Annotated in this window: 14 protein-coding genes; 4 read left to right on the top strand and 10 right to left on the bottom strand. The window is 66.2% G+C overall.

Annotation, left to right across the window (positions count from 1 at the left end; all coding sequences use genetic code 11):
* Window positions 1–21: 21 nt before the first annotated feature.
* The 6 genes from G578_RS0111260 to G578_RS25865 form a co-directional block, all read right to left on the bottom strand.
* On the bottom strand, window positions 22–804 hold the full coding sequence (locus G578_RS0111260; RefSeq protein WP_051244616.1) for a class II aldolase/adducin family protein: 783 nt from the start codon (window positions 802–804) through the stop codon (window positions 22–24).
* A 171-nt stretch (window positions 805–975) separates the two neighbouring features.
* Window positions 976–1,734: a hypothetical protein gene (locus tag G578_RS29515; protein WP_156907282.1), complete on the bottom strand. Its 759-nt coding sequence runs from the start codon at window positions 1,732–1,734 to the stop codon at window positions 976–978.
* Between the two features lie 867 nt (window positions 1,735–2,601).
* The gene (locus G578_RS28395; protein WP_051244614.1) at window positions 2,602–2,820 is read right to left on the bottom strand and encodes a hypothetical protein; all 219 of its coding nucleotides are present in this window, start codon (window positions 2,818–2,820) and stop codon (window positions 2,602–2,604) included.
* Window positions 2,821–3,061: 241 nt separating this feature from the next.
* Window positions 3,062–3,355, bottom strand: coding sequence for a hypothetical protein (locus G578_RS0111250; protein ID WP_028794324.1), 294 nt, complete (start codon window positions 3,353–3,355; stop codon window positions 3,062–3,064).
* Window positions 3,356–3,480: 125 nt separating this feature from the next.
* A complete protein-coding gene (locus G578_RS0111245; RefSeq protein WP_028794323.1) occupies window positions 3,481–4,332 on the bottom strand; it encodes an alpha/beta fold hydrolase in 852 nt (283 codons plus the stop codon).
* A gap of 2 nt (window positions 4,333–4,334) precedes the next feature.
* Window positions 4,335–4,748 (bottom strand): hypothetical protein, encoded by a 414-nt coding sequence (locus G578_RS25865; protein ID WP_051244612.1) that lies wholly within the window; start codon window positions 4,746–4,748, stop codon window positions 4,335–4,337.
* Between the two features lie 204 nt (window positions 4,749–4,952).
* Between G578_RS25865 and G578_RS0111235 the strand changes: the two genes are divergently transcribed.
* Complete coding sequence (locus G578_RS0111235; RefSeq protein ID WP_084618828.1) at window positions 4,953–6,620, top strand: sensor histidine kinase; 1,668 nt, start codon at window positions 4,953–4,955, stop codon at window positions 6,618–6,620.
* Window positions 6,621–6,622: 2 nt separating this feature from the next.
* Here the strand turns inward: G578_RS0111235 and lysA are convergent, their stop codons facing one another.
* Both lysA and G578_RS25860 read right to left on the bottom strand, forming a co-directional pair.
* Window positions 6,623–7,927: a diaminopimelate decarboxylase gene (gene lysA, locus G578_RS0111230; RefSeq protein ID WP_051244610.1), complete on the bottom strand. Its 1,305-nt coding sequence runs from the start codon at window positions 7,925–7,927 to the stop codon at window positions 6,623–6,625.
* A 74-nt stretch (window positions 7,928–8,001) separates the two neighbouring features.
* Window positions 8,002–9,168, bottom strand: coding sequence for an SAM-dependent methyltransferase (locus tag G578_RS25860; RefSeq protein ID WP_281169170.1), 1,167 nt, complete (start codon window positions 9,166–9,168; stop codon window positions 8,002–8,004).
* Window positions 9,169–9,418: 250 nt separating this feature from the next.
* Between G578_RS25860 and G578_RS25855 the strand changes: the two genes are divergently transcribed.
* Entirely contained in the window at window positions 9,419–10,408 is a 990-nt protein-coding gene (locus G578_RS25855; protein WP_051244608.1) for an aldo/keto reductase, read from the top strand.
* Window positions 10,409–10,467: 59 nt separating this feature from the next.
* Here the strand turns inward: G578_RS25855 and G578_RS0111215 are convergent, their stop codons facing one another.
* Window positions 10,468–10,722: a hypothetical protein gene (locus tag G578_RS0111215; protein WP_028794320.1), complete on the bottom strand. Its 255-nt coding sequence runs from the start codon at window positions 10,720–10,722 to the stop codon at window positions 10,468–10,470.
* Window positions 10,723–10,831: 109 nt separating this feature from the next.
* Between G578_RS0111215 and mnmC the strand changes: the two genes are divergently transcribed.
* On the top strand, window positions 10,832–12,832 hold the full coding sequence (gene mnmC, locus G578_RS0111210) for a bifunctional tRNA (5-methylaminomethyl-2-thiouridine)(34)-methyltransferase MnmC2/FAD-dependent 5-carboxymethylaminomethyl-2-thiouridine(34) oxidoreductase MnmC1 (protein WP_028794319.1): 2,001 nt from the start codon (window positions 10,832–10,834) through the stop codon (window positions 12,830–12,832).
* A 34-nt stretch (window positions 12,833–12,866) separates the two neighbouring features.
* Complete coding sequence (locus G578_RS0111205; protein WP_028794318.1) at window positions 12,867–13,256, top strand: VOC family protein; 390 nt, start codon at window positions 12,867–12,869, stop codon at window positions 13,254–13,256.
* A 9-nt stretch (window positions 13,257–13,265) separates the two neighbouring features.
* Here the strand turns inward: G578_RS0111205 and G578_RS0111200 are convergent, their stop codons facing one another.
* Window positions 13,266–13,763: a PAS domain-containing protein gene (locus G578_RS0111200; RefSeq protein WP_139189349.1), complete on the bottom strand. Its 498-nt coding sequence runs from the start codon at window positions 13,761–13,763 to the stop codon at window positions 13,266–13,268.
* Window positions 13,764–13,775: the final 12 nt, after the last annotated feature.

Here is a 13,775-nt window from a genome sequence, read left to right as displayed (position 1 = left end):
GCGACCACCGAGCGGCCGCACTCAGTCGCGGAAGCTGGGGTCGATCTTGTCCATCTTGCGCATCAGGGCGGCGAATTCCAGCGCGCCGTATTCGGCGGCGGATTCCGCGAAGCCGTTCACGTCCTCGCCCGACTTCTTGGCGACGTTGTCGCCCAGCAGGTTCAGCGTCCCGGCCGCACCGGCATCGATCTGCACCTGGGCCGCGCGCTCCAGCCGGTAGAGCCACAGGAAGGCCTCGGCCACCGTGCGGCCGGTGGTCAGCAGCCCGTGGTTCTTCAGCACCATGGCGTGGTTGTCGCCCAGGCTCTCCACGATGCGGTCGCGCTCGTCCAGATACAGGCTGACGCCCTCGTAATCGTGGTAGCTGATCCGGTCGACGAAGGCGGTGGAGCCCATGGAGATCGGCAGCACCCCCTCCTTGACCGCGGCGATCGCCATGCCGGAGCGCGAATGGGTGTGCATCACCACCTGGTGCAGGTCGCTGTGGGCCATGTGGACGGCGGAATGGATGACGAAGCCGGCCTGGTTCACCCCGTACGGGTTGTCGGTGTCGATCTTGTTCCCCTCGACGTCGATCTTCACCAGGTTGGAGGCGGTGACCTCGTCGTAGTTCAGGCCGTAGGGGTTGATGAGGAAATGCAGGTCGGGGCCCGGCACCTTGGCGGTGAGGTGGCCGTAGATCAGCTCGCACCAGCCGAAATAATCGACCATGCGGTAGGCGGCGGCGAGCTCGACCCGGAGCTGCCACTCGGCGTCGCTGATACCGGCGGGGCGGGCGACCTTCACGGGGGTCATGTCGTTCATGGCGGTTTCCTCCGGTGGATTCTGGTGCCGATCCTTGGCGGTCGTGTCAGGGGTGACAGTCCAGCGGGAATCTTGCTGCGGCCGCTTATGGCGCGGCCTGCCCCCTATTGAGCGCGCCGGGGGGCGGGAATGCAAGGGATTGAGCGGGCCAGCATACCTCTTAGCTTAATGTCAGGATGCCTTTGCGAAACGTCGATATTGATCGTCCGTTGCCTTAATGGGAACGATGTTCGCTACATCACTAATCATCTGCGCCTTTTCACCTAGTTCATCGATAGAATTCACCACAGAGTTTAGAGATATTGAATGATCAGCACTCTTGATATCGCTAAACATCATATATCTGTTTGAAACAGAGTTGGCATGACCCGTCATATATTCAAATATCGCCCGCGACTTGTTCGGAAAAACAATCACGTTATGGGCGCTCCAACTGATGTGGCGACCTTCTATTTCAGTTTTTTTTATGACCATATTTTTTCCAAATACGCTAGAAACCCTCTCAAATATTTGTTCGTTTTGGTTTCTGACCTGCATTTCAGATGCTTTTTGGATGGCCTCTGCTGCCGCTCGGCATGATGCGTTGGCTACGCATGCAATGGCCGCTTCCAACCGTCCGATTGGAACCCACAGCGCAAATATCGCATAACCATCGAAATTAACGCTAAACTCATCCGCAGTCCGCCTAGCCGCTGGTCCGAAAAACTCTTCGGCAGCCGCCATCTCGGCCTCGATCAAACCGTGACCCAAATCAGATACCAGAACCCTATCTCTATTCTGCTCGACTTGGACCACTGCCGTTGCGCCACTTGGATACATGACTGGAAGGTCAACGAGCAGCCGATCATTCATTTCACGCGCTGCCGCAAGCCTGCCCAGCGCGGCGTGCACACTTTCGATAAGCTCTGGATTCAAAATACTGAAGCTCATAATAGCAGCCCCTGATCTCCAGGATTCGGTACTTCGATCCCGTTGACCACATTGATTCTACGGCACACTAAGTCAAGAGCGGTAGGAAAATCCCTCGGCGGATCATCAACCAAACGCGCCTGCTCATCAGGCCTCGGTCGAAGCTGATTGTCCTCGGTCAGACTATCATAGAAAACATGCTCGTGCGTTTGGCCTGCCTCGATAGGTAGTCCATTGATTTCTTCTGGGCCGTACAGTTTGTTGACGTGCCTATTTTGGGGATCAAGCTCAAGACGATACAACACAGCATGTGACCGGCCCGATGGCAGATCACAATCAAGTTGAAATTTCGCCCGTGCCAAAGACCCTGGATACACGGTAACGCGAAACCAGACCCCTCGAGGGACGCCGCCAGAGACCTCGACCGAACAGACCAAGACCCGTCGTTGCTCATTCTGCTTTTTGGATTCCACCGACCGCCACCGCAATGGGGGCACGAGGTGTTTCTCCGCTCTGAAAATTTGATCAGCAAGATCGAAGGGAATTGGCATGGCCAGATACAACCACAACGTCAGACTCTAGTTGAACCCCTCGATCGCTTTGCGGCCTCATTTTGTTTCAATTCAAATGATCGACTTGGCGATGGGTGTTCCAACTGCGCCATCCATCGTCACCCCCCGATCACCCCTCGACAAACCCCTTCAATCGCTCGATCGCCTCATCCCATTGCCGCGAGGCGGTTTCCAGGGTGCGACAGGACTCGGCCAGGCTGTCCTGACGCACGGAAAACGGCTTTCGCGGCCGACGCGGGTGCATGAGACCACGCCCGCCTGTTCCAGCACGCCCAGATGCTTGCCCACCCCCTGGCGGGTCAGGCAGCGCAACAGATCACCGCGTCCGGAGGACCACCCACGCAGCGAAAGCGCGCCGATCCTTCGCCGGCTCGCGGTGGAACCGTTGGATCACGTTCTCCGCGTTGATGATGTCCCGCAGGACCGCCGACTTGTAGTAAGTCTCGTCTGGGGCGTAGTCGGCGGCGTGGCGCTTGAGCTGCATCACCACGAACTCCTCGCCGAATTCCCGGATCGCCGTGGGGAACGTGCCCATGACCGATGCATTGGAGCATTGCCCTTTGGCAAAGCCATGGTCCAAGGCGCGGTAGGCCTGGGTCCAGGCGGCGTCGCTTCGTGACGCGCGGGTTGCGCCGACCAGCAGATCCGCCGCCGTGCGCGCCAGACAATGAAACAGCGCGTAATAGGTCGTACCGACGGCGCGCCGAAGATTGGCCTGGGTGGGCTTGCCCTTCTTGCTGCGAACCAGGTCCCTCGCAGTCTCGATCAGACTGAGATCAAGCGGCCTCAGGGCTTCGGTTCCCCAGATCGGACTTTGCGATATAGGTGAAGACCGGGAATGCGGTCTCCCCGGCCTCCTCAAGCAGCGGCCGGATGTGACGGACCATCGATGTCGTTTGCCCGACGTCGAGCTGCTCCTGCTTGCCGTCGTAGACGACGTTGATGAACAGGGCTCTGCTGCCGTCGTGATCGGTCTGCGGGGTCAGGTTGACCGCGACGATCTTGACGGTATCCAGCCGCCTGGCCAGCTCCGCCTTGATGATGTTCCGGACTTCGGTCTGATCCGCCATGGGTCCGCTCCTCAGCGAGGGGACAGTGTACAACATAACGCGTTCGGCGGATATCCGGCTCAACCAAAGACCAGGCGCCGCCCTCCCCCAGGCGGGAAAGCAGCGCCCCATCCCTCACCAGCCCCTCACCCACCAGCGCGGATCTTCTCCAGCACCGGCAGCAGGTAGTCGCGGAACACGACCGGGTTTTCGCTCATGGGGAAGTGGCCGCATTCCTTCATGATCACCGCCTCGGCCCCGTCGATGGCGGCCGCCGTGCGCTCGGTATCCTCCGGGGTGCAGGAATAGTCGTACTCGCCGGTCAGCAGGTAGAGCGGGCAGCGGCTGGTGTCGATCAGGTGGGTGCGGTCGCGGTAGTCACTGTCCTCGCGGTAGAAGTACAGGTCGCCTTTGAAGATCCCCGGCCCGCTCTGCATGTAGCCCCACAGGGTCTCCCAGCGGTACTCGTCCGGCGATTGCGGTGCGACCAGGCCGGAGACCATGGCGGCGCAGACCTCGCCGCCATGGACGTCGCCGCGGTGCAGCCAGCTCGTGTCGTACCAGGAGGTCTGGTGGTCGGCGCATTCCACCCCGATCAGGGCGCGGAACCGGTCGGCGTGGTGGGCGCCCAGGTTCAGCACGACGCGTCCGCCCATGGAGCAGCCGATCACGGCGGGGCGGTCGAGCTCCATGGCGTCGGCCACGGCCAGGATCGCGTCGGTATAGAGGTCGGAGGTCAGCCGGTACTCCTCCTCGTGGAAACCGACCGGCGGGTTCGACTTGCCGTGCCAGGGCAGGTCGAAGGCGATGACGCGGAAATGCTCGGTGATCGCCGGGTCGGTCATCATGTGCCGGTACTGGCGGCCGTCGGAGCCGGCGGTGTGCAGGCAGAGCAGCGGGATACCCTGACCCGCCTCCTCGATATAGACGCGGCAGGCGCGGCCGCCGATGTCCAACGTAGCGTAGCGGCCGGTGATCGGTTCGTACTGAATCGCCATGGTCAGGCCCTCCCCGCGCCGGTTTCGGTCGGCTTGGCGAAACGTCTGGGTAACGCCAGAACCTCCTTCACGTAACGTAAATGTGCCATCAGCGGCTGCAGGTCGCCCTCCAGCCGGGCGACGCCGAGGCGGGTCATGGCGATCACGTCGTGGTAGCCCGGCGCCGGCATCGCCTCCCAGTGGCGGGTCCAGGCGTCCGCCTCGGCCTTGATGGCGAAGCGCCAGGCGCGCATGCGGAACGGGCCGGTCTCCACCGCCTCGATGCGGCCTTCATGCACCCGGATATGCACCGGCGTGTCGTCGGCCTGGACCAGGAACTCGCCGCTCAGCGTCCGCCCGCGGCGCACCAAGCCTTCGTTTTCATTCACCAATTCTGGCAGGCGCCCCAGGATGCGCGCGATCTCTTCGCCGGTCATCTCCGTCCCTTCATGGCTTTTTCCTTCGGTCGGCAGGCGCCAGCATAGACACCCGATCCCGCGCCCGGAAGATGCGGAGAGCGGGGGCGAAACCGATCAGGGTGAGGAAAAATTAACCCTTCCCGGTGTCTAATCCGGCCCACGAACTACTTTCCAGAGCGGTCGATTTACGCCCGTCATCCCGGCATTCTGGTAGACCAATCGATGCAGAGCGCCAACGCAATGACCGACCAGGCCGATCGCCGCGCGACCAAGGACACCCGCCTCCCGCGGTATGTGATCCGCCGCGGCGCGATCGCCGCCCTGATCGGCCTGGTCTGCGCCCTGCTGCTGGAGCTGGCGCTGGCCGACGTGGCGCGCAGGAACGCGGAAAACCGGGCGCGCGACGATCTCAACCTGCTGCGCGCCTCGCTGCAGCAGGTGCTGAGCCGCGACGTTCAGCTGATCCGCGGCATGGTCGGCTATGTCCGCGCCCGCCCCGACCTGACGCCGGAGGAGTTCGCCCTGATCGCCCAGGACATCCTGGAAGGGGCGCCGGAGCACGTGCGCAACCTCGCGCTGGCCAAGGATCTCGTGGTCTCCCACATGTACCCGATCGCCGGAAACGAGCAGGCGATCGGTCTCGACTACCGCAAGACCGAGAACCAGTGGCCGGCGGTGAAGCAGGTGATCGAGGAGGAACGGATCATCGTCGCCGGGCCGGTCGAGCTGGTCCAGGGCGGGCTCGGCCTGATCGCCCGCTTCCCGATCCGGCTGCGGGCCGACAAGACCGGAGAACGCCGGCTCTGGGGCATCGCGTCCACCGTCATCGACTTCACCGTTCTGCTGCGCCATTCCGGGTACGAGCGGTTCGCCGAGACCTATCACCTGGCCCTGTCAGGGCGGAACGGCGATCCGGAGAACCGGGAGATCATCTGGGGCGACCCGGGGATCGACAGGCTGGATCCGATCAGCCTGGACGTGGCGATCCCGACCGGGTCGTGGCGGATCATGGCGGCCCCGCGGGAAGGCTGGCCGAACTTCACCAGCTACCTTTCCGTCACCCTGCCGGGCCTGATGCTGCTGCTTGCCGGCTTCGCCGTCTGGACGGTCTCGCGCTACCGACGCGCGGAGGAGCGCTCGCTCGCCAACGAGGAGGTCCTCGCCGCCCTGCAGCGCGCCGAAGAGGCGAGTGCCGCCAAATCGACCTTCCTGGCGGTCATGAGCCATGAGCTGCGCACCCCGCTCAACGCGATCATCGGCTTCAGCGAACTGCTGGAGAACAGCCCGCGCAACAGCCGGGTCTGGGAGCGGGCGGGCGAGTATGTGGGCGACATCCGCCAGAGCGGCCGGTTCCTGCTGTCGATCATCGACGACATTCTCGACCTGTCCCGGATCGAGAGCGGCCGCCGGGCGGCGTCGATCGAACACGTGGATATCGTGCCGCTGCTCCTGGAGAGCGCGACCCGGCTGCGGGTCGAGTTCGAGAACAACGGCGTCGCGCTGTCGGTCTCGGCCGAAGCCGAGGAGATCGTCGCCCTCGCCGACCGGCGCGCAGTGATGCAGATCATCGCCAACCTGCTGAACAACGCGCTGAAATACGCCGGCACCGCGGCCAATGTGAACGTCAGCGCCGCCCTGATCGACAAGGATCGGATCGAGATCGCCGTGCAGGACGACGGACCGGGCATCCCCGAAGAGAAGCTCGGCGAGATCATGAAGCCCTTCGTCCAGCTGTCCTCGTCCTACGCCCGGGCGGCCGGCGGCGTTGGCCTGGGGCTGACCATCTGCCAGTCCCTCGCCCGTACCATGGACGGCACGCTCTCCGTCGAAAGCCGCCTCGGCCAGGGCACGACCGTCCGGCTGAGCCTGCCGCGAAGTCCGGCCGCCTGACCTCAGGCGCTGCGCAGGGCCGCGTCGCCGAGCGACAGGGTCTCACCGGTCTCCAGAGCCAGCAGCTCGTCCATGGTCTGACGACGCCGGGCGAGGCGCACCTCCCCACCATCGATCACCACTTCCGGGATCAGCGGCCGGGAATTGTAGTTCGACGACATCGCGGCACCATAGGCACCGGCATCGGCGAAGACGCAGAAATCGCCGACGGCCGGCAGCGGCAGGTCGCGGAACTCCACCACACCGCCGTCGCCCTGGGTGAACACGTCGCCGGACTCGCACAGCGGACCGGCGACCGCGACCGGATGCGCGGCACCGGTGACCGGTACCCCGGCCGCGTCGACGAAGCCGATGCGGTGATAGCTGCCATACATGGCCGGGCGGGCCAGATCGTTGAAGCCCGCGTCGACCACCACGAAATACCGCTCCGCCACCTGCTTGACGGCGCGCACCTCGGCGACGAGGCAGCCCGCCGCCGCGACCAGGAACCGGCCCGGCTCGATCTCCATCTCCACCGGTGCCGACTGGTGCTGCTGGATCGCCAGCCGGGCGGAATCCCACTGCTTCACGTAGTGCTCGGTATCGATCTCGCTGCCGCCGTCGTGATACGGAACGGACAGGCCGCCGCCGGCGGAGACCGCCCGCACCGGCAGGCCGAGCGCCCGATAGGCCTCGATCATGGCGTCGCCGACCCGCTCCAGATGGCCGTAATCGACGCCGGAGCCGATATGCATGTGCAGTCCGACCAGCTCGAGCCCGGCGGCCTTGATGCGCGGGCCGAGCTCGGGCAGCTGCTCGTACCAGATACCGTGCTTGGAGAACGGGCCGCCGGTATTGGTCTTGTTGCTGTGGCCGTGGCCGAAACCGGGATTGACCCGCAGCCAGATCCGATGCCCCGGGCTGACGGCGGCGATCTGGTCGATCATGTCGGGCGAACCGCAATTGACCGGAATGCCGAGCTCCGCCACCCGCTCGAGGGTGGGCCGGTCGAAGATATCGGCGGTGAAGACCAGGTCGTCTCCGCCGGCCTGATACCCCGCGGCCAGCGCCCGCGTGATCTCGCCGTTCGACACCGCGTCGATCTTCACGCCGTTGCGCCGCATCACCCGCAGCAGGTCCAGGTTGCTGCTGGCCTTCTGAGCATAGCGGATGGTGTCGAAACCGCGCAGACGGGCGATCTGGCTCTCGATCCGGGCGGCGTCATAGAGCCAGAACGGGGTCCCGACCGTCGCGGCAAGCGCGGTGATGAGGGCACCGTCGCGCTCGCCGGTTCCCAGGCGGGTCGAAATGTCGGAAGCAGCGGCCATGGATCCCCCAGAGAAAACGCCGCCGTCCAGGGTCCGGACGGCGGCGTATCACATGACGGGAAATCCCTGAAACATCAAGCCCGCCTGGGCTCCTCCGTCTCCTGGGGCGCGTCGGGAAGCGGCGCCTTCCGTCCCATGTCCGATCCGGCGACCTGACGCAGGGTGGTCGCCCCCCGCCCGCGCCAGCGCCGCTCGAAATCGGCGATGTAATCGCGGGTCTGCGGCACGGCGTAGAGGTTCTTGGCGAGCTGGATCTGGAAGACCATCAGCGAGCCGTGGCGGAACGCGGTCTCGCAGGCGGTCAGGTAGAACTCCCACATCCGGTAGAACCGTTCGTCGTACATCGCGACGATCCGATCCTTCTCCTCCGCGCAGCGCAGCCGCCACCGGTTCAGTGTCTCCGCATAATGCTGGCGCAGGATCTCCACATCGGTCGTGAAGAGCCTGGTGTTTTCGATGGCGGTGAACTGCTGGCGCAGGGACGGTGTGTAGGCGCCGGGGAAGATGTACTTCTCCATCCACTGATTCTGCGGCTCCGGCCGGTTGAACACGCCGACCGCGTGGACCACCGCCACACCCTCGGGGCGCAGCAGGCGGTTCAACTGACCGTAGAACTCGTCATAGTGCCTGGGGCCGACATGTTCGAGCATGCCGACCGACACGATGCGGTCGTACTGATCCTCCACCTCCCGATAGTCCTTCAGGTGGAACCGCACCCGGTCCGCCACGCCGGCCTCCTCGGCCCGGCGGTTGGACACCGCATGCTGCTCGCGCGACAGGGTCACGCCGTCGACCTGAAGGTCGTCGACCAGACTGGCCAGGAACAGGCTAAGCCCGCCCCAGCCCGACCCGATATCGAGCACCCGCTGGCCCGGCTTCAGGTTCAGCTTTGCGGCAAGATGCAGCTTCTTGTTCCACTGTGCCGTTTCCAGGTCGTCGTCGGGATTGAGGAAATAGGCGCAGCTATACTGCCGGTCGCTGTCGAGGAAGATATCGAACAGCTCGTCGCTCAGATCATAGTGATGGGCAACCTTACCCTGGGCCAGATGGACCGGGTTCCAATTGCGGATCGCAGCCCGTATGCCGCGAACCCCGGCCAGCAGCTTGCGCATGGTGCCTTCGCGCACACTGCCGATATTGACCATGCAGAGATCGAGAAAGTCGTAGAGCGTACTCTCCTCTTCCAGGACGAGGCCGCCGTTCATGTATCCCTCGCCGATCGCCAGCTCGGGATTGAGCATCAGCCGGCGGTCGAGGCTCCGATCCAGGATCCTGACCGTGGCCCGTGGGCCGTCGCAGGATCCAAGACACTCGTGACGGTTACCATCGGGGTCGATCAAAGTAAGATGCCCGATGGATATCAACTGGCGGAACGCGCGCGCAGAGAGCATCGTCGCCACCCCCTGTTCGTTTCGTCATCGATCGCATGGATGCAATCGACCTTAACCATACTAAGGATAATACAATAAGGATTTCCAGGGAGGGAAGCATATGAACACGCGTCAGTTGGGCAAGACCCGCCTGCAGGTCTCGGAACTGGTGTTCGGCGGCGGCTGGGTCGGCGGCATTCTGATCCACCAGGACGACGAGGTTAAACGGGCGGCACTCCGCCGGGCGATCGATGCCGGCATCAACTGGATCGACACCGCCGGCGACTACGGCCAGGGGCAGTCGGAGATCGCCCTGGGCTGGCTGCTGTCGGAAATCGACACATCCGAGCGCCCCCATGTCTCCACCAAGATCCGCCTGGATCTCGAGAGCGACGAGACCGCCGCAAGCCAGATCCGTCGCGGCATCGAGCGGAGCCTCGATCGCCTGCGCCTGGACAAGGTGAGCCTGTTCCAGCTGCACAATCCGGTGGAGCCCCGGGCGACCGGCCAGCATGTCGGTGTCGACGACGTGATCGGCGACGGCGGGATCGCCGACCTCCTCGACGGTCTGCGCAAGGAAGGACTGACCGACCATATCGGCTTCACCGCCCTGGGCGACCCGGCCTCCTGCATCCGGGTCGTGGAGAGCGGCAAGGTCGACACCGCCCAAGTCTACTACAACATGCTCAATCCGACCGCCGGGCTGAGCGAGCCGCTGGACGGTCTCGTGGCCCAGGACTTCACCGGGCTGATGGCCGCCTGTCGGCGCCACGAGGTCGGCATCATGAACATCCGCGTCTTCGCAGCCGGCGTGCTGGCGACCGACATCCGGCACGGCCGCGAAGTGGCGATCACCCCGGAAAACCGGGACCTCGAGGCCGAGTCCAAACGGGCCCGCTCAGCCATCGCCGCCGCCGGCGACAGCGGCGAGAGCCGGGCCGAGACGGCGATCCGCTTCTCGCTCGCGAACGAGGACATCTCCTGCGTGGTCGTCGGGCTGGCGGAACTGGAGCACCTGGAGCTGGCGATCAAGGCGGCGGAAGCGGGACCGCTGTCCGCCACCAAGCTCTCCAGCCTGCGCGACCTCTGGCGCCGGAATTTCGGCCTTTAGGCCCGGCCTCGATGGGCAGCGGGAGCGCGCCAGCCGGGCGGGTCAGCCGCCCGGTTGCTTCAGGGTGAATTCGGCTTCAGGGTGAATTCGCCCTCGCGGATGCGGTCGGGCCATTCGGCGACCATCTCGGCCACCGTTTCCTCGCCGTAGATGTCGATCATGTCGGTCAGGGCGGCGAAGATCGCCGAGGAGGCGACGATTTCCGAGGAGGCGCCCTGGGCCACCGCGTCATCCCAGGCCTCGAGCATCACCCGCAGGGCGAGACGCTTCTGCTCGTCTTCGGGCAGGATCGGCGGTTGTTGTTCGTCGCTCATGGTCGCCTCCGCTGGAACGCGTGTCCGGTGCGCCGAGGCTTAGCGCGGCGCGTACCCGCTGTCACCCGGAACGTGGCGGCAGCCGGTCCGGCGTGGCAGTGTCGCCGCCATGACCGACACCGCTTCCGATCCGCCGGCCGCCTCCCGGCTCGATGCCGCCGATCCCGGCCTGTCCCTGCGCGACGGCGTGCCGGTGTCCACGCGTTTCGACGATGTCTATTTCTCCCGCGAGGACGGCCTGGCCGAGACCGCCCATGTCTTCCTGCGGGGCTGCGGCCTGCCGGACGCGTGGCGCGGTGGTCTCGGGACTGTCACCCCCCGGCTTTTCACCGTGGCCGAGACCGGTTTCGGCACCGGCCTGAACTTCCTGGCCACCTGGCAGCTCTGGCGCGAGGCCCGTCCGGCGGGCGGCATCCTGCACTATGTCGCGGTGGAGGGCTTCCCGCTCTCCCGGACGCAGCTCTGCGAGACGCTGTCAGCGTTCCCGGGGCTCGGCGCCTTCGCCGCCCGGCTGCGCCCCCGCTACCCCGAGCCGGCCACCGCCGGCCATCACCGGATCTGGTTCGAGGAGGAAAGGCTCTGCCTGACCCTGCTGATCGGCGAGGCGGCGGCCGCATTGAACGGGCTGGAGGCGCGGGTGGATGCCTGGTTCCTCGACGGCTTCGCCCCCGCCAGAAACCCGTCCATGTGGCGCCCGGCGGTGCTGGAGCAGGTGGCGCGGCTGTCCGGCCCGGGCACCAGGCTGGCCAGCTTCACCGCGGCGGGCGCGGTCCGCAGAGGCCTCGCCGAACTCGGCTTTACGGTGGAGAAGCGGCCGGGCCACGGGCGCAAGCGCGACTGCATCGCCGCCCGCTTCACCGGCCCGCGTCGTCCGGCCACGGGCGAGCCCTGGTACGCCCCCCCGTCGCCGCTGCGTCCGGGTCGCGTGGCGGTGATCGGTGCCGGGATCGCCGGTGCCGCCGTGGTCGGCGCCCTGGCGCGGCGCGGCGTGGAGGCCGTCTGGCTCGATCGTCATGGCCGGATCGCGGCCGAGGCCTCGGGCAATCCGGCCGGGCTGGTGATGGCCCGGCCGACCGCCGACGGCGACGTCCAGGGCGCCTTGAGCGCTGCCGCCTTCCGCTTCGCCCTGGATCAGGCGTCCCGGTCGGGTGTGCCGATCGGCGGCGACGGCGTGCTGGAACTGGCCCCCGACGACGCCGTGCTCGGCCGGTTCCAGGACATGGCCGATGCGGGCCATCTGGCGCCGATCTCCGCCGCGCTGGTCGATGCGGGGCCGGCCGGCGAGATCGCCGGTGTCGCGCTCGACCGGCCGGCCCTGTGGCACCGCACCGGCGGCTGGATCGCGCCGCGCGCCTGGAGCGCCGCTCTTTCCGGCCCGCACCGTCCGGCCCGCTCGACCGTCGCCGGGCTGACGCATGACCCCGCCGGCTGGGCCCTGCGCGATGCCGACGGCCGCACGCTGGACCGGGCCGACGCGGTCATCCTCGCTTCCGCCATGCTCTCGCCGGCGCTGGCCCCTGCCGCCCGCCTCCCCCTGGAAGCGATCCGAGGCCAGATCACCCGTCTCGGCGCAACCTCCGCAAGCAGCCGCCTGCGAAGCTGCATCTCCTTCGGCGGCTATCTGTCCCTGGCGATCGGCGGCACGCATGTGACCGGCGCCACCTATACCCGGGGCGGGTTCGACCCGGCGGGTTGGCCGGTCGCGGTGCAGACGGAGGACCACCGACGCACCCTCGGCCTCTTGCCCCCCGCCCTGTCCCGCCTGTTCGGCGCGGCCCCTTCGGTGCTGGGCGGCCGGGCGGCGGTCCGGGCGGTCACGCCCGACCGGCAGCCGATCGCCGGCCCGCTCTGCGATGCCGCCGGACTGGTCGACGCCTACGGTCACCTGCGGGTCGACGCCCGACGGCTGGACGGCGGACCGCCGCCGTTCCTGGAGGGGCTGTTCGCGGTGACCGGCCTCGGCTCGCGCGGGCTCGTCACCGCGCCGCTGATGGCGGAACTCGCGGTCTCCCAGATGCTGGGGGAGCCCTGGCCGGTCGACCGCGCAATGGCCGCCTGCGTCCACCCGAACCGGTTCACGATCCGCGACCTGCGGCGACGCCGGATATAGTCAGGCCCGAAACAACGCCCCCGAGGAGAAAACCATGTCCCCGTTCACGATCCAGCAGCAGGTCACCTTCCTGTACACCCGCGATCTCGCCGCCGGATCGGCCTTCCTGCGCGACAAGGTCGGCCTGACCCTGGCGCTCAACCAGTTCGACCTCTGCCACATCTACCAGGCCGCTCCGAACGCCTTTCTGGGGGTGTGCACGAACCGGCCGCCGGCGGAGAACCCGGCGGTGACCTATTCCTTCGTGGTGAACGACGCGGACGCCGCGTACGAGACGCTGAAGAGCCGCGGCGTGGAGTTCGAGGGGCCGCCGCAGCTGAGCGAGCGTTTCAACGTCTACTCCACCTTCTTCCGGGGACTGGAAAGCTACCGGTTCGAGATCCAGGAGTTCCGCGACCCGAGCTGGCCCGCGCCCTTGGCGTGATCCGGGCCGTCAGGCGGCGACGCTGTCTTCCTCGCGGTCGCTGTGGGTGACCCGCTTGCGGATCGAGATGCGCGGATAGATCGCGACCATGCCGCCGGCCACCCGGTCGGTGCTCTCGTCGCGGAGCGGCAGCATCAGGCGCTCGAAGATCACCATCCAGCTGTCGCCGGCGACCTCGAATTCGGCGTATTGCGGCGCCCGTTCGGCCACCATGGCCCGGTAGGTCCCCTCGACATGATCACGCAGGGCAGCCGGCATCTCGTCCAGGTAGCGGCCGACCATGTCGTCGCCGAAGAGCGGCGTCAGCTCGCGCCCCATCTGCAGGAAGCGGATACGATCGGTCGTCTCCTCGACCTCGACGATTACGATGTGGGCGAGGTAGGGGGCGACATCGACCGGCGACAACCCGCCAATGGCAGGGATGCCGCCGCCCCGCCGCGCCTTGTCCCACAAGGCGGTCAGTTCTTGAAGCTCGGGACGGTGAAGCTGAGAGGGGTCGAGGCGCATCGTGATCACACC

It is taken from the genome of Thalassobaculum salexigens DSM 19539 (assembly GCF_000423805.1).
Classification (GTDB): domain Bacteria; phylum Pseudomonadota; class Alphaproteobacteria; order Thalassobaculales; family Thalassobaculaceae; genus Thalassobaculum; species Thalassobaculum litoreum.
Note: the sequence above shows the minus strand (reverse complement) of the source record. Positions and strands in the feature narration are given on the sequence as shown.